The 21,258-nt window shown below is 57.5% G+C and carries 17 protein-coding genes and 1 pseudogene; 7 read left to right on the forward strand and 11 right to left on the reverse strand.

Translation table 11 applies throughout. The annotated features are described in order from the left end of the window. Position 1 precedes the first annotated feature (1 nt). A pseudogene (locus FS804_RS25275) lies at positions 2-387 on the forward strand (ABC transporter permease); the annotation flags it as partial. A gap of 53 nt (positions 388-440) precedes the next feature. Here FS804_RS25275 and FS804_RS22435 read toward each other — a convergent pair. The 5 genes from FS804_RS22435 to repA all read right to left on the reverse strand — a co-directional run bounded on the left by FS804_RS22435 (position 441) and on the right by repA (position 6,375). Continuing rightward, entirely contained in the window at positions 441-1,643 is a 1,203-nt protein-coding gene (locus FS804_RS22435) for a low temperature requirement protein A (RefSeq protein ID WP_144579009.1), read from the reverse strand. Between the two features lie 401 nt (positions 1,644-2,044). Further along, on the reverse strand, positions 2,045-2,257 hold the full coding sequence (locus tag FS804_RS22445) for a hypothetical protein (protein WP_144579010.1): 213 nt from the start codon (positions 2,255-2,257) through the stop codon (positions 2,045-2,047). A 430-nt stretch (positions 2,258-2,687) separates the two neighbouring features. Beyond that, positions 2,688-3,965: a plasmid replication protein RepC gene (repC, locus tag FS804_RS22450; protein ID WP_144579036.1), complete on the reverse strand. Its 1,278-nt coding sequence runs from the start codon at positions 3,963-3,965 to the stop codon at positions 2,688-2,690. A gap of 185 nt (positions 3,966-4,150) precedes the next feature. Beyond that, the gene (gene repB, locus FS804_RS22455) at positions 4,151-5,164 is read right to left on the reverse strand and encodes a plasmid partitioning protein RepB (RefSeq protein WP_144579011.1); all 1,014 of its coding nucleotides are present in this window, start codon (positions 5,162-5,164) and stop codon (positions 4,151-4,153) included. After that, positions 5,161-6,375, reverse strand: coding sequence for a plasmid partitioning protein RepA (gene repA, locus FS804_RS22460; protein ID WP_144579012.1), 1,215 nt, complete (start codon positions 6,373-6,375; stop codon positions 5,161-5,163). The genes repB and repA overlap by 4 nt, the downstream gene beginning before the upstream one ends. A gap of 427 nt (positions 6,376-6,802) precedes the next feature. Here repA and FS804_RS22465 point away from each other — a divergent pair, with 427 nt between their 5' ends. From FS804_RS22465 to FS804_RS22480, 4 genes are all read left to right on the forward strand, one after another. Further along, on the forward strand, positions 6,803-8,188 hold the full coding sequence (locus tag FS804_RS22465; protein WP_144579013.1) for an FAD/NAD(P)-binding protein: 1,386 nt from the start codon (positions 6,803-6,805) through the stop codon (positions 8,186-8,188). Between the two features lie 320 nt (positions 8,189-8,508). Beyond that, the gene (locus tag FS804_RS22470) at positions 8,509-8,898 is read left to right on the forward strand and encodes a RidA family protein (RefSeq protein WP_144579014.1); all 390 of its coding nucleotides are present in this window, start codon (positions 8,509-8,511) and stop codon (positions 8,896-8,898) included. Positions 8,899-8,929: 31 nt separating this feature from the next. Further along, positions 8,930-10,015 carry a D-TA family PLP-dependent enzyme gene (locus tag FS804_RS22475; RefSeq protein ID WP_144579037.1) on the forward strand — a complete coding sequence of 362 codons (1,086 nt, stop codon included), beginning with the start codon at positions 8,930-8,932 and terminating at the stop codon, positions 10,013-10,015. Positions 10,016-10,086: 71 nt separating this feature from the next. Beyond that, the gene (locus FS804_RS22480; protein ID WP_144579015.1) at positions 10,087-11,565 is read left to right on the forward strand and encodes a M81 family metallopeptidase; all 1,479 of its coding nucleotides are present in this window, start codon (positions 10,087-10,089) and stop codon (positions 11,563-11,565) included. A 28-nt stretch (positions 11,566-11,593) separates the two neighbouring features. Here FS804_RS22480 and FS804_RS22485 read toward each other — a convergent pair whose 3' ends face one another. The 6 genes from FS804_RS22485 to hutI all read right to left on the reverse strand — a co-directional run bounded on the left by FS804_RS22485 (position 11,594) and on the right by hutI (position 18,688). After that, entirely contained in the window at positions 11,594-12,166 is a 573-nt protein-coding gene (locus tag FS804_RS22485) for a HutD family protein (RefSeq protein WP_144579016.1), read from the reverse strand. A 38-nt stretch (positions 12,167-12,204) separates the two neighbouring features. Next, positions 12,205-13,215 (reverse strand): alpha/beta fold hydrolase, encoded by a 1,011-nt coding sequence (locus FS804_RS22490; protein WP_144579017.1) that lies wholly within the window; start codon positions 13,213-13,215, stop codon positions 12,205-12,207. A 185-nt stretch (positions 13,216-13,400) separates the two neighbouring features. Further along, the gene (gene hutU, locus FS804_RS22495; protein ID WP_144579018.1) at positions 13,401-15,074 is read right to left on the reverse strand and encodes a urocanate hydratase; all 1,674 of its coding nucleotides are present in this window, start codon (positions 15,072-15,074) and stop codon (positions 13,401-13,403) included. An 11-nt stretch (positions 15,075-15,085) separates the two neighbouring features. After that, positions 15,086-15,886: an N-formylglutamate deformylase gene (hutG, locus tag FS804_RS22500; RefSeq protein ID WP_144579019.1), complete on the reverse strand. Its 801-nt coding sequence runs from the start codon at positions 15,884-15,886 to the stop codon at positions 15,086-15,088. A gap of 1 nt (position 15,887) precedes the next feature. Continuing rightward, complete coding sequence (hutH, locus tag FS804_RS22505) at positions 15,888-17,432, reverse strand: histidine ammonia-lyase (protein WP_144579020.1); 1,545 nt, start codon at positions 17,430-17,432, stop codon at positions 15,888-15,890. After that, a complete protein-coding gene (gene hutI, locus FS804_RS22510) occupies positions 17,429-18,688 on the reverse strand; it encodes an imidazolonepropionase (RefSeq protein ID WP_144579021.1) in 1,260 nt (419 codons plus the stop codon). Before hutI ends, hutH begins: the two co-directional genes overlap by 4 nt. 114 nt (positions 18,689-18,802) lie before the next feature. Between hutI and FS804_RS22515 the strand changes: the two genes are divergently transcribed. Together FS804_RS22515 and hutC are read left to right on the forward strand one after the other, a co-directional pair. Beyond that, positions 18,803-20,149: a formimidoylglutamate deiminase gene (locus FS804_RS22515; RefSeq protein WP_144579022.1), complete on the forward strand. Its 1,347-nt coding sequence runs from the start codon at positions 18,803-18,805 to the stop codon at positions 20,147-20,149. Positions 20,150-20,173: 24 nt separating this feature from the next. After that, positions 20,174-20,926 (forward strand): histidine utilization repressor, encoded by a 753-nt coding sequence (hutC, locus tag FS804_RS22520; RefSeq protein ID WP_186376961.1) that lies wholly within the window; start codon positions 20,174-20,176, stop codon positions 20,924-20,926. Positions 20,927-21,258: the final 332 nt, after the last annotated feature.

Here is a 21,258-nt window from a genome sequence, read left to right on the forward strand (position 1 = left end):
TGTTAGCCATGCGATCATCTCTGTCACCCTGCTGCTCGTGACACTTTCGCTCGGCTTTCCAACGGTCGCTCATTGACGGAGGCAGCCGCCACGATGGATGCGGATGACCGGATGGTTTTCGCACCAACGTCGTGCCGTTCATCACGCCCGACATCATCTCCGGATACGCCTTTGCCTTCGTGCTGTCGCTTAACGAAAATATCGGCGCTTCCATGACCGTCGGCCTTGCGATGGAAATGCTGCCAATCAAGATATGCAACGCCTCGCGCTACGGATATACCCCCAGCCATGGCGTCCGTAACGGTGCTCTTCGTTGCAACCGCCGCCATCGCCTTCGGACTGATCGCACGCTTCGGCGATCTTCGGCGGTTTCTTGGGGCCACATCTCGACACGATGATTGCGCAAACCGGGGCGCAAGCTGGCCATGCCTCTCCCGCCATCAGGCATTGGTGACTGCCCGTTGCAGCGCAAGATATTCCCAAAGTGCCACAAGCAGTAGAATTGCCGTGCTTGCGACCTGAAGCGCAAAGAGAGGGATGCCCGGCACCGGCAATAAGAGACACAGCGCCGCAACCCCGACAAAATGCGAAACCGGCCTTTGATAGGCGGCCGCGGTCTTGACGCCGATGTTGCCGGCCAGAAAAAGGATTGGGCCGCCGAGAATCGCAATCGCTTCACGAAATGTCGCGCCGTCATGGGCATGCGAGAGGCTGAAATCCTCTCCCACCGCCGTCAGGATGATGCCGGCAACGATAGGCAGGTGCCCATAATTGAAGAGGTTATGGGCGATCTTTGCTTTTTCTTCGGCACTTTCGGCCTTCTTGGAAGCCTCCTCCTGCCCGTGATGGAAATATATCCACCACATGGCCACGGTGCTGACGAAGGCCGAGCAAAAAACCAGGAACGTCAGGCCGGAATTCATGTATTCCGTGGCTGTGCGCCCAGTGGTGAGGATCGTTTCGCCAAGGCATATGATGACGAAGAGTGCGCATCGCTCGGCTAGATGTTCGCCTGAAAGGTGCAGCCTGTCTTCATCACTCTTCGCCATGCCTGGCACGACGTAACGGCAGGCGGGCCCCGCATATTCGATCGCGAGCGCGATGCTCCACAAGAGGATACGATCGGTAAGATCGACCAAACCGCCAGCAAGCCAGAACAGGCTAGATATGACGAGCCAGATCGTGACCCGCACGAATATCAGAAAGGACTGCCGATCCTCAGCCTTAAAAGCGAAAAGCGTAAAAAGGCTTCTCCCGACCTGCATCACGATGTAAATGAGCGCGAATATGAGCCCCTGTTCGGCAAAGGCCTCTGGCAGCGCAATGGCAAGCAGCACGCCGCCGAACATCAGGAAGAACAGCAGCAGCCTGACAGGCTCCTTTTCTGTGTTCAGAAGGTTTGTGATCCACGTTGTATGGATCCAAAGCCACCATAGGGACAATATCAGGATGACAGCTTCAAGTGCTGCCGTTGGTCCGAAATCCTCTGCGAGCGCGTGAGAAAGCTGGATCAGCGCAAAGACGAAAACGAGATCAAAGAACAGTTCGGGAAAACTGGCCTTTTCCGCATCCTGTCCTTCCTGTCTAACCCAGCTTTCAGGATGCGCTTTGCGCACGCGATCATCGCCGCCCCTGCCCTTCATTCCGTTCCCGCCTCAGACGTTGAACAAATAGCCTTCGTTCTTGCGATGGTTTAACGCTGCGATAATACGCCTTCACCGCTGGCTACAACAGGGTCCGCCTTTCGACCGGGAAAATCGAGGGCGCGAGCGTTATCTGGGTAAAATCGTGGGCCGACAAGTCTAACTTTCTTTCCCGTGACGTCGGTAATGTAGTTCGGGGATGTGATCTGTGGTGCCGATAGCGGGCGCTCTGGCTTTCGAACTTCAAGAGCGCTCACATCAAAAGATTGCGCCAGCGCGGGCAGACTCATCATTGTGGAAAAGGCGGCTGTAACGAGAACTATTCTTTGAGGCATCGGGCGTATCCTGGCAATATTGTTTGCGCCTTAAACAGCCTCAGATCGCTTTTGTTCCGTAGGTCTTCAGCTGTCTTCCTCGAGGTAGGAACTATACTGAACGTAGTCGGCACTCGGTTGCCCATCAACGATTTCACGCGGGCGACCCGCCCCACCGGACAGATGGCCACTGCGTTGTAATTCGGCTCTCAAAAGAGTCTCGATCGCCTTGTCCTGTGGCAGCGCGTGGTCGGCCATATAGACGGCAACAGCCAATTCAATGTCATCTGGAAACATCATGATCATAGCCATCCAGTAAGTGATAGCTGGACAACGCGGCACGGCGCAGAAGGTTCAGCCGGATGTTCCTTTCGCTGCCTTATGGAAGATGTGACGTGGTGCCCGCCTCTAGCTGTTCGCGAAAACCGAAACGGTTGTTTCAACGCCTAACGTGTCGGAGATATACGTCACTATATGCCAGGACGCCGGGAAAAATGGCGAAAGGCTTCCGAAATTTGCGTTGACTCAAGCGATTGAAACCAAAAATGGAAAATTCTATAACGAAAGCTAAAATGCACTTAGCTTTCGCTACCTCGGATTAACCATTGGCTTGCTTCTTCCAGCACTTGTCGGTGCTGAAATCATCGAACGAATCTTTTGTGCTGAGCCGGTGCTAATGTAGCGTTGCTGCGACTTTTCTGCAAGACGAGCAGCTTTGCCTCGCGGGTGCTTAACTGGGCATGGTGGCCTCGCTGTTTTCCTTACGGCCGCGCAACTGTGCGAGGAGCATTGTTTGCAGCTCAAAGCCCCCTTCCCCCGCCTTACGGGTCAGGTTACGAAGATATCCGCCAAGAGAACTGATCTGGTCGGCCTTTTGCAGAAGGCAAGCGAGAATGGCTGCCGTTCCCTGGCGACCAAATGTGAGCAGTGCTTCCTGGTAAGCCGAGTGACTGATGTTGAACATGGTCTTGATGACGGCTGTTGCCACTTCCAGATCGCGCCAGCTGGTCACAGCACCACCAGGAGCATAGTGGCAAATGTCAGGGCAGGCCTTCAAAACCAAAACAATATCAGGAACAAAAAACTGCTTTTGAGAAACAGGCTTTGCCAATGAGGGGCGTGGTGTTTCGCTAACGGGCGCCACGCTGGCCTGTGGCGTTCTGATTTGACTGGCTGGTACAGCGATAGCCGGCTCTTCCGAGTTTTGCCGTTTAGATATGGATTCGGATTCTGAATTCTTTTTGAGCCGCTCATTTTGGCAGTCATTGCCGCCCATTTTTTCGGATTTTTCGATATTTTCCAGATAGTTGGTGACTTCGGAACGCAGAGAAGCCAGAAAATTGGCGATTTCTTTAAGTTCTGCGGACTTGGAGTTACGACCGAGCGAGACAGCAATGGCTGTATAGCGTGCCTGGAACCCCTCGACGATATCGGTTTTACCGCTCGCCGCGATCATCTCGCAGAGCTTCTGAATATCACGGCGGCAAAGGCTGATGGTCTCACGGAGACGCTGAAGATCGAGCCGTTCGGTGATGATACGTTCGGCCAACTCTTCGATTTCGGCTTTGCGGGCGAGAAGCGGTGCCAGTGAAAAACCATAGGCTTCGCTGATCTCTCCTCCGCGATGCTTGCGCGCATATCGTTTTCCGTTCGGACTATCCTTACGAATGATGAGGCCGGCCTCGACAAGTGCGGAGAGATGGCGGCGCAATGTCTGCTCAGCCATTCCATGGGCTCTGAGCGACAATTGCGTGTTGGATGGGAAGACGACCAAGCTCGCTTCATTGGAAAGCTCGTTTTTTGGATAAAAGCTCAAAAGCGCGTTTAACACGGCGAGCGAGCGGTCCGTAACGCCGAGCAAAGGCCTGGCCTCGCAGACGGATCGATAGAGTTTCCACTTATCGACCGCTTCGATTTTCCTGTTCTTTTGCGCGGCAAACTGGGTTGCGAGAACGCCAAACGACATCGCTCGCCGCCCAAAGGGCGTCGTTACACATGTGCTGTCCATGTCTTTCACCTTTCACAAGGCAAAAGAAAATCGCTCACCGAAAAATTCGATGCCAAGACTCTTGACTATGATTCGCGGAAATGAGATTCTTCGGGTGCTTAAATCAAAGAAAGGCTTCCGCGCGGCAACGTTCGGGGGCTTTTTTCTTTTGTGATGCGTCTCCTGTTAGTCGTTCGAGTTAAAACTCACTGCTTGGACCGATATTCGGCAAACAGCGTCTGAAGGTGTTCGAGAACGAACTCGGCAAATTCCGGCGCTTCGTTTTTGTCTATAGAGATATCCAGCTTGCGGTCGCTTTCGACGACCTTTGCCAACCTGCCACCGGTCTCGGATGACCACACGCCGGTCTTTTTGGGCTGCGCCTTGGGTTTCAAAAACTCCAGGAGCGCTTTGAACCGTTCTTCGGACGGCAGGGTTGCGACGGATGGATCCCTAACATAGGCGCGTGCCGCCTCCTTGACCTGCGACGACGACAGCTGGTCGGCGAGGTCCATCCAGTTGCGCCGCCCAACGGTCGGAGCCGGACCAATGAGGTCAACGAGATCCTCTGGAATGCGGCCGACAACCGACAGCATGTTGGAAAGGTCACCTTTGTGAAGCGACATGGCGGCCATGATGGTGTCACGGGGAAACCGCATCTGCAGTTTTTGAGCGAAGCGCGCCTTTTCGATGTAGGTGAGGTCGCGGCGCTCATTGTTTTCCTGCCCCTGGGCAACGACGAGCTGCTCATCACTCAGATCACGAACGACAGCTTTGACCGGAATACCAAGGCTGGTAACCGCGCGCAGGCGACGATGACCGAAAGCGACCTGATAACGCCCGGGGAAATCAGGATGGGGGCGCACCAGGATCGGAACCTGCTGGCCCTGTTCACGAATGGCTTCGATGAGACCGGCATCGGCTTCTTCCGATGCGGGCATACGGTCAGGGATGAAGGAAGGATCGATATCGGCAGGATTGAGCGAAACGATCGTTAGACCTTCCGCGAGCTGCTTTTCGATCTCTTCCGCCCGTTTCGCGCGCTCGGAAACCTCGTTAAGGGACTGGCCGATCATGCCGACAGGGGAATTCAGCACATCCGTGACCAGTTCAGGCGAACCGAGAATGGGCCTGATGCGTGGACGCGAGCGCTCGGATGCGGTTTCATTGCTGTCAGCGGCTGGCGTGCCGAGATTGGCGAAGATCTGTTTTCTGCTCATGCTGCCCTACCCCACGCTTTCTTAATCAGTCCTTCGATCTCAGCGTTCACATTGTTCATGGCTTCCAGCGCTCGGTCATAGGTAGACCGGGTAAACTGGGTTCTTTCGACTTCGAAAAGTGTCTGATTGGTCAATCCCGCATCGGAAACCGCCGTACTTTTCAGCATCGGGTGGATGAGAACGTTTTCACCAAAAATCGAGCGCAGGAAGGCGACCATCTGGTTCTGCGGCCCGTCGCTCGGTTCAAAGCGGGTGATCAGATACCGCATCCAGTTGTAGTCGGAACGGGCACCTGCCCTGCCGATCTCAGCAAGAAGATCGCCGGTCATCGCAAGAAACTGGTTCATGGACATGACGTCGAGCATCTGCGGGTGAACGGTGACGAGAACCGATGTTGCGGCAGTCAGTGCAGAGAGCGTGAGATAACCCAGCTGCGGCGGGCAGTCGATCACAACGACATCGTAGAAATTCTGAGCCTGGGCAATCGCCTGGCCGATGCGTGCGAAGAACAGCGTGTCGCCTGGCGCGCGGCGCATCAAGGCGCGCGGTGTATCATGTTCAAACTCCATCAGTTCAAGATTGCCTGGAACGATATGAAGATTGGGAATGTAGGTACCGCGCACGATTTCAGCGATCGGACGACGTTCGTCGTCATAGCGGATCGCGCCGTACAGCGTTTCATTCGGACCGACGTCGATTTCCGGCTGATGACCGAAGAGCGCCGAGAGACTGGCCTGCGGGTCAAGGTCAATGGCAAGCACACGATAGCCGCGCAGCGCCAGATATTGAGCGAGATGCGCTGACGTCGTGGTTTTGCCGGAACCGCCCTTGAAGTTCATGACGGCGATGACCTGCAACTCCTCGCCTTCGCGGCGGTGCGGCAGGTATCGGCGGGTGCCGCGGGCACCTTGATCGAGAAACTTTCTGATCTCGTCCATGTCTTCCACCGAATAGGAACGACGGCCGGTCGCCTGCGCGGCGTCGAGTTCCGGCCGCTCGGCGGCGATCTGGCGAAGATAGGCTTCGCCAATTCCGATCAACCTCGCGGTTTCCGCCGGGGAGAAATGACGCATGCTCTTTTCGGTGTGCGGTGAAAATGTATTTGCATTATGAGCCTGCAATTGGGCTGACAACGCAGCCGAATGCTGTTGTATAAGACTCGTCAGGTCGGGTGCTCCTGCAGCACGTCTTAAATCGACACTCTGTGTCATCGGTCTTCTTTCGCTCGAAATTGCAGTAGCGGTTTTTTTCGAAAAAGGCGGTTTTTTCCGCAACTGAGATATAAGCGCCGATTCTCTTTTGGGCGCAATAGGCTTTTTTACGAGATGCGAAGGCGGCGCTAAAGCATTGTGGAAGAATTACATTTGCACTTCGCATCAGTTTTTCGGTTAGCCGCGGCAAACTTCTGGGCGAAGGCGGTTATGGAGTGTGCTCGCTTCGAGTTTTTTGTCGATCGACCTTGGGCGCCGCTGGTTAGCCGCGGCTAACCTCTAGTCCTGACTTCATCGCCTCTTCCAAAGAGCGGGACCAGAAATTGTGGGGTAGACATCTGGGTGGGTTTAATCTCTACTTCCTTACTAGAGTAATCATGGCGACACCGTCGCTTTCGCGTTCTTGCGCACGCAGATTGGAGGTTGTATGCCTTATGATGTCGCACTCGTTGGATCCGGTTTCTCGGCGATCTGCACCGCTGCTCATCTTTTGACAAACCTGCCGCAGGAAGCGTCAATTGCGATCGTCGGCGATGACTCCGATTTTGGGCGCGGAACCGCCTATCGAACGGAGCTTCCCTATCACCGCCTGAACGTGCCGGCCGGTCGAATGAGCGTCTTCCCCGACCGCCCCAACGATTTTGTCGAGTGGTTGGGGCAGAGCAGACTCGATGACAATCCGCTATCATTTGCATCGCGCGGAGACTACGGTCTTTATCTCCGCGATAGACTGGCGTCCTTGCTTCGAAGCCGGGAGCAGCGTGCGAGGGTCGATTTTATTCGGGCCAAGGCTTCCGCTTGCCGGGAAGATGGCGCGGGCGGATTTTCCTTCACTCTTGAGAGGGGCCGCGAATTGCACGCGCGCAATGTCGTTTTGTGTCTTGGTGTCGGAGCCGCAAGTTTGCCGGTGCAAACTGTCGATAATGCGGGGCATGGATCGCAGCATATTATTGGTCACTGCTGGCAGCCGGGTTGGCTTTCCAAAGTGAAATCAGGCGACCGCATCTGTATTCTTGGTTCGGGCCTGACGATGATTGACCAAGTCATGACGCTGCGGGGAAAAGGCCACCGCGGCCCGATCCATGTTCTCTCTCGTCGCGGCCTCGTTCCGCATGCGCATGTTACCCCGCCATTGCCGCCAGTCGAACCTGATCTCGGCATTGGCTCAACAGAGATAAGCCATTTGCTAAGGTCCCTGCGCAAACAGGTCCGCGATGGTGTGTCGTGGCGCAGCGTGATGGATGGCTTGCGCCCGAAAACCCAGGCCCTGTGGCAGAGCCTGACGGTGGCGCAACGTAGCCGGTTTCTTCGCCATGGCTTACCTTGGTGGAACATCCATCGGCACCGGATTGCACCTGAAGTTTTCGCCGCTTTTGAGAAGCTGATGGTTGAAGGGGTTGTCGAGATCCACGCTGGATTTCTTCGGTCTATTGAACCGGCAGTGGAAGGCATCGCCCTCAATTATCGGCGCCGACATTCTCAGGTCGTTCAGTCCCTGCAGGTCGATTGGGTGATTAATTGTACAGGCATGGAAAGGGCAGGGATCGGGCATTCTCGGCTGCTCGAGTCCATGCGTGACGGCGGCATTGTTTTGTTGGATCCTTTAGGGCTCGGTGTTGAAGTGGATGAAGAGTCGCGGCTTTTGCGAGGGAATGGCGAGAGTTGGCCTGGGCTCTTTGCGGCGGGTGCGCTAACCGCCGGCAGGTTCTGGGAGATCACTGCGGTTCCCGATATTCGCGTGCAGGCGCAAAAGATCGCGGATGCTATCACGAAACGAGTTGTCGGCAGCGGAATGCCAGCCATCCAACGCTGAGGACATGATGGCCGTGCCGTTATCCGCCGACACCGTCGGGCTGTGTTAGCCGCGGCTAACTCCGAACACTTGGCTCAAGAACTTGTCTGGAATCACACTGTGTAACGGGGGCTGGAACCTGCCGTTTTTGACTATTTGACTGTCTGATACGGTGGGGAAACGAAGCGTTCCGAGTAATGGCACGCCGCGTAAGATCATTATGACAGAGGTCCAAGAAAGACAAATTCCTAAATAATTTACATAACGTGTAGAAATTCCTGTCAAAAAGGGCTAATGATCTCGGAAATGAGCGACTTTATGAAAATAATTTGCGGGGACCCATGGGAGAATTGGTAAGATACGAGGCTGCTGACAATCAGGCAGGCGGACAGCGTCGCCCCTTTGCGAAAGCTGTGAGGGCGGGAGATTTCGTCTATGTTTCCGGTCAAGTGCCAACCGTCGACGGTGAGGTCGTCGTCGGCGGTATCGTGGCGCAGACTGAGCAGGTGATCGCCAATATCAAGGACGTCCTGGCGCTGGCCGACTGCACGCTGGCTGATGTCGTCAAGGTGAATGTCTGGCTGGATGATGCGCGTGATTTTTCGAGCTTCAACGCTGTATTCCAGAAATATTTCATTGATCATCCGCCCGCGCGCTCGACCGTGCAATCACCACTAATGGTCGATGCAAAGGTCGAAATGGACGTTATCGCCTACAAGCCGCTGGCCTGAAGCCCGATTTGCCTGTTGTTGAGAGTAGATGATGACCTATCCCTGGCCTGACGTGGGCACACCCATTGATGCAATTTCGACGCCCATGCCCGTCATTGACGAGGACCGTCTCAGCGCCAATATCATGAGAGCGCAGTCTTATCTGGACGACCATGGTAAAGCCTTCCGCCCACACATCAAAACCCACAAGATACCGGCTGTCGCAAGACAGCAGCTTGAGGCCGGTGCAATCGGTATCAACTGCCAGAAAGTCAGCGAAGCGGAAGTTTTCGCCGATGCTGGCTTCGACGATATTCTCATTACCTACAATATTCTCGGTGCGGCGAAACTTGCCAGGCTGAAGGCATTGAACGAGCGTGTTGCTCGGCTCAGCGTCGTCGCAGACAGTGAGACGACAATTGCCGGTCTTGCCGCTACATTCGATGTGAGCAGGCCGCTGGCGGTTTTGGTCGAATGCGATACCGGTGGCAAGCGCTGTGGGGTGCAAAGCCCGGAAACGGCTCTAGCCCTTGCGGAGAAAATTGCCGCGGCCCCAGGGCTGGTCTTCAAGGGTATACTGACCTATCCCGCCCCTGCGGGGGCGGAGACGGTGGAGATATTTCTATCCGAGACAATGAAACTGCTTGCAGGGAAGGGTATTGACTGCCCGATCCGTTCCAGTGGCGGTTCCCCTGATTTTTACGCCGCGCACCTTGTTCCCTCGGCCACCGAGCATCGGGCTGGTACCTATGTCTATAACGACCGCTCAATGGTGCGCGCGGGCCATTGCAATATCGATGACCTGGCGATGCACGTCCTCGCAACCGTGGTGTCGAAGCCAACCGCTGATCGGGCGGTGCTGGACAGTGGCTCAAAGGCGCTGACGTCAGACCTGTTGGGTTTCAGCGATTATGGCCTCATACAAGGTTATGAGGGCGCAAAAATCGTGTCGCTTTCGGAAGAGCATGCAGTCGTCGATCTGTCCGGGTGCTCCTCGCGGCTCGAGATTGGCGACGTCGTCAAGGTGGTGCCGAACCACACATGCGTCGTGAGCAATCTCTTCGACAGAATGGTCTTCCATCGCAACGGCATTGTAACGCGTGTCGAGAAGATCGCGGCGCGCGGCACCGTGTGGTAAGATTATCCGGCTAAGTAAAGTCAATTTGTGAAGCTGCGCGAATGCAGACGCTGATAACGAGACTCGGAAATATGCGCATTTTCACGGCATCGCTTGCCACTGAAACCAACACATTTTCGCCCGTGCCAACGGATATGGACGCCTTCCGTGCGGCATTTTACGCCGGCCCCGGCGAGCATCCGGAAACGCCAACACTGTGCTCGTCGCCGGTGCCAATCCTGCGACGCCGCGGCAAGGCAGAGGGCTTCACAGTCATTGAGGGTACCTCCTGTTGGGCGGAGCCCGCCGGACTTATCCAGCGTGAGACCTATGAGACACTGCGGGACACGATCCTCGGGGAACTCGCCGCCGCCATGCCTGTCGATGCTGTTGTCCTTGGTCTGCATGGGGCGATGGCGGCGCAGGGTTATGACGATCCGGAAGGTGATTTCCTCTCACGGATACGCGACATGGTCGGGCCGGACGTATTGATTGCCGCAGAATTCGATCCGCACAGCCATCTTACCGCCTTGCGGGTCAAAAACCTCGACATCATGGCGACTTTCCTGGAGTTTCCGCACACGGACTTCGAAGAACGTGGCGAGCACGTGGTGGAACTGGCGCTTCGTACCCTTCGAGGCGAGATCAAGCCCGTCATCTCGACATTCGACTGCCGGATGATTACAATTTACCCCACCAGCCGGGAGCCGATGCGATCTTATGTCGATCGGTTAAAGGCCATGGAAGGCAAGGACGGCATTCTGTCCGCTTCCGTGATTCACGGTTTTATGGCGGGCGACGTACCGGATATGGGAACGCGCATTGCCGTGGTCACCGATAACGATAAGTCGAAGGGCGATGTGCTGGCGGAAAAGTTGGGCCACGAGCTCTACGCCATGCGCAAGCTGACCGCGATGCCGATGCTGGATACAGAATCGGGCCTCGATTTCGCGCTTTCCATCCGCACGAACAATCCGGGGAAACCGGTGGTCGTCTCTGACATCTGGGATAATCCGGGCGGCGGCGTCGCGGGTGATGCGACCCATATTCTACGGCGCATGGTCGAGCGAGGCATCGATAATTTTGCTGTCGCGACGATCTGGGACCCGATAGCGGTGTCCTTCTGTCATGCGGCGGGTGAGGGGGCCGAACTCGATCTACGCATTGGCGGCAAATCCAGCCCTCAAGGCGGCGAGCCGCTCGATTTCCGCATCAAGGTGATGCGGACGGCTGAGGCTGGATGGCAAAGCTTCCGCAACAGCCGCGTCACGCTCGGCCGTGCCGCCGTTGTTCGCCCGCTGGGTACAGAGATCGACATTATCCTCATCACAAGCCGGACGCAAACTTATGAGCCGGATATCTTCTCCAATCTGGGTATCGATTTCGCTAGCAAGGATCTGCTGCTCGTCAAGTCGACAAACCACTTTCACGCCGGGTTTGCGCCGATAGCATCTGACATCGTTTATATCGCAGCCCCGACCTCATATCCCACCGATCCGGCAAAAACGCCGTACCGCAAGGCCAGTCTGGGGCTGTGGCCAAGGGTCGCCGATCCGCTTGGCCTCGATTGAGGCGTAGGATCGGCGTGTCTCGAAGGTTTTAACCCCGATCGAAGGTCACGATAAAGAACTGGCCGCTCTGGTCTGCACTGCGAACTGCAATCGCGGCACCGGGCTCGATCAGGAGACCATCACGTCGCTGCAGATCGATTGTCTCGCTGCCGGATGAAACAGCGGCCGGATCAACGGCGAAGATGAAGGTGGTCGTCGCCAGCGCTGGCTGAAGGCGCAGTTCCTCGCGATGTTTTTCGACACGATGCCGAAAGTGTCCGCGACGGGACATGACATTCAGATCGACAATCGGACCGTCGGTCAACGTGGCGTCAACCGGAACATCGGCGGCAAAGGGCAGGGGAGCGCTTTCAACCGTCAGCGCCACGGGGTCTTTTCCGTCGATGCTGAGGCTCATACCATTGCCTTCCAGAATGCTAAGTGTCCGGTCAATTTCGGGAAATATCGAAAACGGCCCGTCCTGTGCAACATCGGCCATGCTGATCCGCCAATCGAAATCGGTCATGGTGGCGCCGGCCGGATGAACGATGATCTCAGTCGTGACACCGCCGCCATTTTTCCAAGGCATCGACGTGTAAGCGTTGCTTTTCAGATGTCTCATCGTCTGCATTTCCCGATATGCTCCTGGACGTCGTGTTTCTACATACCGCCGTCGCTGGCAATACGCCTTTCAAGCATCTTCTGCGCCGCATAAAGGTTGGCTTTTTTACCGGCGAGTTTTTCGATTGCCGTCACAACAAGATCCCGCGCGACGTAATCGGATTTATGTCCGAGATTTCTGACAACGACGAGTGTCGATCCTGTTATCGCGCGCGCAAGCTGGCGAGAATGGATTTCCGGCGAAACGACATTGTCAGTGTCACCGGTGATGATGACCGTCGGCGCTGTTATTTTTGCATAATTTGGCGCAGTATTCCGGGCCCAGGCGTTCAGCGCTGCGACCTCCTGCGCGTTATGGCGAAACGCCTTCGGCCTTAACGCGGCCCATGCGCGCGTGGCCTCGATGTAGCCCGCGGGACGACTATTGGGAGCAAAAACCCCGCGCGTTGCCTGATCGAGCGCGAAGAAGCCTACCGGCGGCGCGATAATAGTGGAAAAGAGCGGTCCCGTCACTGGAGCGCTCGCTGCCGTATAATACCATGCGATACCGCCCGGCCAGGGATAGACCGCCGGCGAAAGGAACACGAGACCCGTCACCATTTCCGGATGGCGCAAAGCAAAGGCCGCTGTGATCGCGCCACCGAATGAGTGTCCGACGATGATAGCCTTGTGGATTCCGCGCTTTTTCATCAGTTCGGCAATCGCATCGGCCTGCACGTCTGGCAGGATATTGTCACTGCCACCAATATCGGAGGCCCCGTGGCCAGGTCTGTCGATAAATAATAGCTTCGCGCGGCCGTTGAGCCTGTCGGCGAAGGAAAACAGCGGATCGTAGAGGCTTGCGCTTGCGCCATGAAGAAAGACGATCGGCGGCAGGTCCGCCTGTTTTTGAGGCTCGATCAACAGGCTGTTGAGCTTGTATCCGCCCACATCGATTCTCACCGGAACGGCCCCGCGGCTTTCGGAGGCGGTGGCGACGCTCGATGACAACAGGGGAAAAGCCGTACCAATCAGAAGACCAAGCGCAAGGGAGATATGTCGTGGTGCCATGCTGTCGTCCGCGCTCCATCAAAGTCATCGGTTTATCGCAGAGGCGAAACATCACACCTGAGCAGAAGCAAGTAACGAAGAAATCGATTCGAAAGTTTCAGACGAGGGAACAGACTGAACGATGATGTCCATCTCCGTCCTTGAAAGGCAGGGACCGCGCGGCGATGGGCCGCGCGGCAAAACCATCAGTTGCCGAGGATGCCGGGCAAACGCAGGCCCTGTTCCCTGGCGCATTCAACGGCGATCTCATAACCCGCGTCGGCATGGCGCATGACGCCGGTCGCCGGGTCGTTCCAGAGAACACGCTCCAGCCGGCGTGCGGCATCATCCGTACCATCGGCGCAGATGACCATACCGGAATGCTGTGAGAAACCCATGCCGACGCCGCCGCCATGATGCAGCGATACCCAGGTGGCACCGGATGCGGTGTTGAGCAGGGCGTTGAGGAGCGGCCAGTCGGACACGGCGTCGGAACCGTCCTTCATCGCTTCCGTCTCGCGGTTCGGCGAGGCGACGGAGCCGCTGTCCAGATGGTCACGGCCGATGACGACGGGCGCCTTGAGTTCCCCGTTCCTGACCATTTCGTTGAAGGCCAGCCCGAGACGATGACGGTCGCCAAGGCCGACCCAGCAGATGCGCGCCGGCAGGCCCTGAAACGCGATACGCTCGCGCGCCATGTCCAGCCAGTTGTGGAGGTGCTGGTTGTCAGGCAGTAGTTCCTTCACCTTGGCGTCGGTCTTGTAAATGTCTTCCGGATCGCCCGAAAGGGCCGCCCAGCGGAACGGACCAATGCCGCGGCAAAACAGCGGGCGGATATAGGCCGGCACGAAGCCCGGGAAGGCGAAGGCGTTTTCAAGCCCCTCGTCCTTGGCGACCTGGCGGATATTGTTGCCATAATCGAGCGTCGGAACGCCAGCATTCCAGAAATCGACCATGGCCTGCACATGCACCTTCATGGACGCGCGCGCCGCAGCGGCGACGGCCTTCGGATCGCTTTCCTGCTTTGCACGCCATTCGGCAACGGTCCATCCGGCTGGAAGATAACCGTGGACCGGGTCATGCGCCGAGGTCTGATCGGTGACGATATCGGGGCGGACGCCGCGACGGAAAAGCTCTGGAAAGATTTCCGCCGCATTGCCGATCAGGCCGACGGATTTCGCCTCGCCCGCCTTGGTCCATTGGTCGATCAGCGCCAGCGCCTCGTCGAGCGTGTGCGCCTTTGCGTCGACGTAACGGGTGCGCAGGCGGAAATCGACTCGGGTCTCGTCGCATTCGACCGCAAGGCAGCAAGCTCCAGCCATGACAGCGGCCAGCGGCTGCGCGCCGCCCATGCCGCCGAGACCGCCGGTCAGGATCCATTTGCCCTTGAGGTTGCCGTCATAATGCTGGCGGCCCGCCTCGACGAAGGTTTCATAGGTGCCCTGCACGATGCCCTGCGTACCGATATAGATCCACGAACCGGCCGTCATCTGGCCGTACATGGCAAGGCCCTTCTTATCCAGCTCGTTGAAATGATCCCAGTTCGCCCAGTGCGGCACGAGGTTGGAATTGGCGATCAGCACGCGCGGCGCGTCCTTATGGGTGCGGAACACGCCGACCGGCTTGCCCGATTGCACGATGAGGGTTTCGTCCTCATTCAGATCCTTCAGCGTCGCGACGATGCGGTCGAAATCGTCCCAGGTGCGGGCGGCGCGGCCTATGCCGCCATAAACGACAAGCTCATGCGGGCGCTCGGCGACATCAGGATCCAGATTGTTCATCAGCATGCGCAGCGGTGCTTCCGTCATCCAGCTTTTGGCATTGAGTTCAGTGCCCTGCGGGGCACGGACGTCGCGAACATTGTGACGTGGGTTGTTCATGTGCTTTCCCCTTATCGTTTCGTGTCGAGCGCAAATCTTTCCATGCGCGTAAGAATGGTCTTGAGATGGGTGCGAAGTTGTTCAGCTTTGGCAGCATCGTAGGCAAAAGGCGGCGTCTCGCTTTGAAGATGGGTGGACTGCGCCAGCTCCATCTGAATGGCGTGTACGCCGGTTTGCGGCTTGCCGTAATGGCGAGTCGTCCAGCCGCCTTTGAAACGGCCGTTCAGGATGCTGTCATAACCTTCGGCGGAAGCGGTTACTTCGACGGCGATTTTCTCGATTGACGGATCGCAGGTCTTGCCCATGTCCGTGCCGATGTTGAAGTCCGGCAGCTTGCCCTCGAACAGGAACGGGATGTGCGACCGGATCGAATGGCAATCGTAGAGAATGGCGATACCATGGATTGATTTCACCCGTTCGATTTCCGCCGCAAGGGCTGCGTGATAGGGCGCGTGAAAGTTTTCAAGGCGATAGGCGATGTCGGATTCTGTGGGCTCCGCTCCCGTTTTCCAGATGGCATTTCCATCGAAGTCCGTTTCCGGGATAAGGCCGGTCGTATTCTGGCCGGGATAAAGGCTGGTGCCGGAGGGATCGCGGTTTGCATCGATCACGTAGCGGTGGAACGTTGCCCGCACGGTTGTCGCGTTTTCGAGAAGCCCGGCATAAAGCTCATGGATATGCCAATCCGTATCGGCGAGGATTTTGCCATTGTCGTTCAGGCGGTCCCAAATTTCCGCCGGCACATCGGTGCCGGTGTGCGGCAGGCCGAGAATAACGGGCGAAGAGCCTTGTCTGACCTCGAAGGCGCGCATCTCAAGCCTCCAGCGTCGGCAGAATGCCGTCCGAAATCGCCGAAACCAGCGCGCCCGAAGCAATCAGTTCCGACGCCTTCTTCAGGTCAGGTGCCATGTAGCGATCCTCTTCCAGGGAAGGTATAGCGCCGCGCAGAACGGCAATTGCCTTCTGTAACTCCGGGCTGGTCTTCAGTGGTCCGCGCAGTTCGACACCCTGGACGGCGGACAAGGCTTCTATGCCGAGGATGGCGAAGAGATTGTCGGTCATCTGCAGCAGTCGCCGCGCGCCGTGGCAGGCCATGGAGACATGGTCTTCCTGATTGGCCGAGGTCGGCGTCGAATCGACCGAGGCCGGATGCGCCATCTGCTTGTTCTCGCTCATCAACGCGGCGGAGGTGACTTCGGCGATCATCAGACCGGAATTCAGGCCAGGCTTTTTGGATAGAAACGCCGGCAGGCCATAAGAAAGTGCCGGATCGACCAGCAGCGCCACGCGGCGCTGGGCGATCGCGCCGATCTCGCAAATGGCAAGCGCCGTCTGGTCGGCGGCAAAGGCCACCGGTTCGGCATGGAAGTTACCGCCCGAGACCACCGAATTATCCGAAAGCACCAGCGGATTGTCGGTCACCGCATTCGCTTCGATTTCCAGCGTTCGGGCCACCTGCCGCAGAAGATCGAGGCAGGCGCCATCCACCTGCGGCTGGCAGCGGATGCAATAGGGATCCTGTACCCGCTCATCGCCTTCGATATGGCTGACGCGGATTTCCGAACCTTCCAGCAGATTGCGCAGCGCAGCACCAGCGTCAATCTGACCCTTGTGGCCCCGCAGCGTGTGAATATCTGGATGGAAAGGAGCAGACGAGCCCATGGCGGCGTCAGTGGAAAGAGCGCCGGTAATCAGTGCCGCCTGCGCCGCACGGTGGGCCCGGAAGAGACCGGCAAGCGCGAGCGCTGTCGAGGTCTGTGTGCCGTTGATGAGGGCGAGACCCTCCTTGGCTGCAAGCACGACGGGGGTCAACGCGGCTCTGGCCAGCGCTTCACCAGCGGGCAGAAGCGAGCCTTCATAAAAAGCCTCGCCTTCGCCCATCATGACTGCAGCCATGTGGGCGAGCGGTGCCAGATCGCCAGAAGCGCCGACCGATCCCTTCTCGGGAATGACCGGAATGACGCCCTTTTCAAGCATGCCTTCGATCAGGCGCACCAATTCCAGCCGCACGCCGGACGCGCCGCGGCCGAGCGAAACGAGCTTCAGCGCCATGATCAGCCGCACGACATTTTCAGGCAGCGGCGCGCCAACGCCGCAGCAATGCGACAGGATGAGATTGCGCTGCAGAGTCGCCACATCGGCGGCGTCGATCTTGATGGAAGCAAGCTTTCCGAAACCGGTATTGATGCCGTAGACCGGGGCATTGCCAGCGGCAATTTCAGCAATGCGGGCTGCCGCTTTTTCTATGCCGGCATCGAAGGAGCGATCGAGCTTGGCGGTGCCGTTTTCCCAGTAAATCGTCGCGAGATCGGCAAGCGTCACGGCGCCTGGATGAAGCGTGATGGTCTTCATGATCATGAGGAAACCTTCTGTCCCTTGAAAATACGGGCATGGAGCGGGTTAAAACCGATGCGGTAGACAAGCTCGGCCGGGCGCTCGATATCCCAGATGGCGAAATCGGCGGATTTACCGGCTTCCAGCGTGCCGGTTTGAGCACCGAGGCCGAGTGCCTTTGCCGCATTGCGTGTCGTTGCCGTCAGACACTCTTCCACGGTCATGCGGAAAAGTGTCGCTCCCATGTTCATAGTCAGCAGTAACGAGGTGAGCGGCGATGTGCCGGGATTGCAATCCGTTGCAAGCGCGATTTCGGCTCCGGCATCGCGCAGTGCCTGAACAGGCGGCAGCTGCTTTTCCCTGAGCGCATAAAAGGCGCCGGGCAGAAGCACGGCCACGGTTCCAGCTTTTGCCAGCGCCTTCGCACCGGCCTCGTCGAGATATTCCAGATGATCGGCCGAAAGCGCGTTGTAAGATGCCGCAAGCGCGGCGCCGCCGAGATTGGAAAGCTGCTCGGCGTGCAGCTTGACGGGAAGTCCGCGCTGCTTTGCTGCCGCGAAAACCCGGTCTATATCAGCCACGGAAAAGGCGATGCCTTCGCAAAACCCGTCAACCGCATCTGCCAGTCCTGCCGCATGGGCCTTTTCCAGTCCCGGAAGGACGACTTCGGTAATATAGTCGGCGTTGCGGCCCTTATAGTCCGCGGGTGTCGCGTGTGCGGCGAGGTAGCTGGTGACGATGCGCACCGGGCGCAATGTCTCAAGCCTGCGGGCGACGCGCAGCATTTTCAGCTCGGTTTCGATGTCCAGACCGTAACCGGATTTGATTTCAATGGTGGAAACACCTTCCGAAAGAAGCGTGTCGAGACGCGGCAGAGCCTGCGCCACCAAAACCTCCTCCGAGAGCGCGCGCGTGTCACGCACCGAGGAAGCGATGCCGCCGCCGGCTCTGGCGATCTCCTCATAGGTCGCGCCGTTCAGCCGCATCTCGAATTCCATGGCGCGATTGCCGCCGAAGACGAGGTGGGTGTGGCAGTCGATGAGGGCAGGGGTGATCCAGCGGCCACCGCAATCGTTGGTCTCGTCGGCTTTCGATAGATCGGCGGGCAGATCGCTTTCAGGGCCGGCAAAGGCAATGCGGCCGTTACGCATGGCAATGACGGCGTTTTCGACGGCACCGATGCCTTCCATGGCGGGATTGAAGGTCGCCAGCCGGGCGTTGCGCCACAAAGCCGTGGCGTTTCCCGTCGCCGTTCCGTTTGCAGATTTGTTCCCTGGCATTTGCTTTTCGCCTTTCCTTTGTGAGCTAAATGTATATACATAATAATCGGCTTGGCAAGCTGCAATTTCGGGTTTGAAATGGCCTTGCCGGACAGAACCAAAGGAGAGGGTGGCATGACGGCAATTTACGCGGGCGCAGCGCTTCTGGCGGAAGGATGGGCGAAGGACGTTCGCATCATATGCCAGGACGGTCTCATTGCCTCCGTCGAAACAGGCGCTTCCGCGCAGCCCCTGGACGAGCGGCACGCCGTCATCGTCCCGGCAATGCCCAATCTCCACAGCCACGCGTTTCAGCGCGCCATGGCCGGGCTTGCTGAAATCCGCGGACCGGGTGACGACAGTTTCTGGAGCTGGCGCACCGTGATGTATAAATTCGCGCTTTCCATGACGCCTGACCACGTGGAGGCGGTTGCTGCCCAGCTCTATATGGAAATGCTGGAGGCCGGATTTGGCAGGGTTGGTGAATTCCACTACCTGCACAATGACCGGGACGGTTCACATTACGGCAATATTGCCGAAATGGCCGAACGCATCGGCGCGGCCGCGTCGCAGACGGGTATCGGTCTGACCCTGCTGCCCGTCTTTTATGCCCATTCCGGTTTCGGTGGTCAGGCTCCGATAGACGGACAGAAACGCTTCCTTCATTCGCTCGACAGTTACGCAAAGCTGATGCAGGGCGCAGAGGCTGTGGTAGGCAGACTGCCGGGCGCCGTCCTTGGCATAGCGCCCCACAGCCTGCGCGCTGTCACCGCTGACGAGCTGGCCGCCATAGAGCCTCTGGCAAAAGGGGGGCCGATCCATATTCACGTCGCGGAACAGACGAAGGAAGTTGAAGACTCACTGGCCTTTTCCGGTGCAAGGCCGGTGGAATGGCTGCTTGAAAACGCGCCCGTCGATAGCCGCTGGTGCCTGATCCATGCAACGCACATGACGGAGAGTGAAACGCGCGCCATGGCGAAAAGCGGCGCAGTTGCCGGTCTGTGTCCGATCACGGAGGCCAATCTCGGCGACGGCATCTTCCCTGCACCGTCATTTCTTGGGGCAGGAGGCCATCACGGCGTCGGCTCCGATTCCAGTATCCTGATTTCCGTACCGGAAGAACTGCGAACCCTTGAGTATTCGCAACGCCTCTCGCTTCGCGCGCGCAATGTTATCGCCGATGCCGGCCATTCCACTGGTGAGAAACTTTTCCGCAGTGCACTTCAGGGCGGCGGCAGGGCGATGGCGTCGCCAAATGGCCTGGAGCGCGAGAAAAGTGCAGATTTTGTCGCCCTTGATGTATCCGCCGTTCCATATCTTGCACCATCGCAAATTCTCGATCAGTGGATATTCGCGGGTGGCGTGGGCGTCGATTCCGTTTGGGTGCGCGGCAAGAAATGCGTCGGTGGCGGCCGTCATATCCGCCGCAGCGAAATCTCTGCCCGCTTCAACAAGGTCATGGCTGAACTTCTTGAGGGCTGATATAGGGTCGGCGGAGACCAAAAAATGCCATTGGAGAAGGGGAGTGCGGACGTGACGACAGCATCGGCCGGGCAAACCCTGCACCAGCGTATCCTCGGCGATATAGAGGGCAAGATCGTGTCAGGCGAATGGCCGCCGGGGCACCGGCTGCCATTCGAGGTCGATCTCGCGGACCAGTATCAGTGTTCGCGTATGACCGTGAATAAGGTCATGAGCCAGCTCGCCAAAGCCGGATTGATCGAGCGTCGCAAGAAGTCAGGCAGTTTCGTCCGTCAGCCGCAAATCCAGTCAGCCGTTCTGCAAATTCATGACATCGGCGCGGAAGTCGAATCACTTGGGCTCGAATATGACTTCAAAATCCTTGAACACGCACTGCGCAACGCGAATGCAGGGGATCGCGAACGACTGGATGTGGCGACCGGCACACCATTACTTGAGATTCTTTGCATCCATTTTGCTGGCGCGCGGGAATTCTGCGTCGAGCAGCGTCTCGTCAATCTGAGTGCCGTGCCGGAAGCGGCCGAAACCGATTTCTCCGAAATCGCGCCGGGGCCGTGGCTGCTGGGTCATGTACCGTGGAGCACTGCCGAACATCGCATCAGCGCGGAAACGCCCGCAAAGGAAATCACGCGTCTTCTGGGTATCGGCGACAGGCAGGCGTGTCTCGTGGTGGAGCGACGCACCTGGAGCAATTCCGGTGCCGTCACCTATGTGCGCTTTACCTATCCCGGCAGTGCCCATGCGCTTGTCGCCCGCTTCAGCCCGTCGTCAGACTGACATTGCTGCTGCCTGCGGCAACCTTTAATCCTGAAATGCAAACCCTATATAGGGAAGGTCGTTGATGAACGCTCAAAACCGGTAGAAACCGGGTAATTGACGTTAATCTGTATGACAAATCTTAAATGCACCTTTAAAATCAATAGGAAGACGGATTTCTCGATTTTTTCGAATTTGGTGTGTTGACTTGTTTGGTGTGGTTCTCCTATAAGTCCGCTCACTGAACGAGGGCGGCGGCGCTGCTGGCGACGAAGTCTTTCGTTCTGAGAAAATCAAGGAATGAGCTGGTTGCTTGTTTGGTTTCGAGGCCATTTGGTTTCGGGGATTTGATT

Source organism: Agrobacterium sp. DE0009 (assembly GCF_007680755.1).
GTDB classification, from domain to species: domain Bacteria; phylum Pseudomonadota; class Alphaproteobacteria; order Rhizobiales; family Rhizobiaceae; genus Agrobacterium; species Agrobacterium tumefaciens_B.

Coding starts and splice junctions, on each gene's coding strand:
- FS804_RS22435 (WP_144579009.1), bottom strand. CDS start 1,643: ATGAAGGGCAGGGGCGGCGATGATCGCGTGCGCAAAGCGCATCCTGAA.
- FS804_RS22445 (WP_144579010.1), bottom strand. CDS start 2,257: ATGATGTTTCCAGATGACATTGAATTGGCTGTTGCCGTCTATATGGCC.
- repC (WP_144579036.1), bottom strand. CDS start 3,965: ATGGACAGCACATGTGTAACGACGCCCTTTGGGCGGCGAGCGATGTCG.
- repB (WP_144579011.1), bottom strand. CDS start 5,164: ATGAGCAGAAAACAGATCTTCGCCAATCTCGGCACGCCAGCCGCTGAC.
- repA (WP_144579012.1), bottom strand. CDS start 6,375: ATGACACAGAGTGTCGATTTAAGACGTGCTGCAGGAGCACCCGACCTG.
- FS804_RS22465 (WP_144579013.1), top strand. CDS start 6,803: ATGCCTTATGATGTCGCACTCGTTGGATCCGGTTTCTCGGCGATCTGC.
- FS804_RS22470 (WP_144579014.1), top strand. CDS start 8,509: ATGGGAGAATTGGTAAGATACGAGGCTGCTGACAATCAGGCAGGCGGA.
- FS804_RS22475 (WP_144579037.1), top strand. CDS start 8,930: ATGACCTATCCCTGGCCTGACGTGGGCACACCCATTGATGCAATTTCG.
- FS804_RS22480 (WP_144579015.1), top strand. CDS start 10,087: ATGCGCATTTTCACGGCATCGCTTGCCACTGAAACCAACACATTTTCG.
- FS804_RS22485 (WP_144579016.1), bottom strand. CDS start 12,166: ATGAGACATCTGAAAAGCAACGCTTACACGTCGATGCCTTGGAAAAAT.
- FS804_RS22490 (WP_144579017.1), bottom strand. CDS start 13,215: ATGGCACCACGACATATCTCCCTTGCGCTTGGTCTTCTGATTGGTACG.
- hutU (WP_144579018.1), bottom strand. CDS start 15,074: ATGAACAACCCACGTCACAATGTTCGCGACGTCCGTGCCCCGCAGGGC.
- hutG (WP_144579019.1), bottom strand. CDS start 15,886: ATGCGCGCCTTCGAGGTCAGACAAGGCTCTTCGCCCGTTATTCTCGGC.
- hutH (WP_144579020.1), bottom strand. CDS start 17,432: ATGATCATGAAGACCATCACGCTTCATCCAGGCGCCGTGACGCTTGCC.
- hutI (WP_144579021.1), bottom strand. CDS start 18,688: ATGCCAGGGAACAAATCTGCAAACGGAACGGCGACGGGAAACGCCACG.
- FS804_RS22515 (WP_144579022.1), top strand. CDS start 18,803: ATGACGGCAATTTACGCGGGCGCAGCGCTTCTGGCGGAAGGATGGGCG.
- hutC (WP_186376961.1), top strand. CDS start 20,174: ATGCCATTGGAGAAGGGGAGTGCGGACGTGACGACAGCATCGGCCGGG.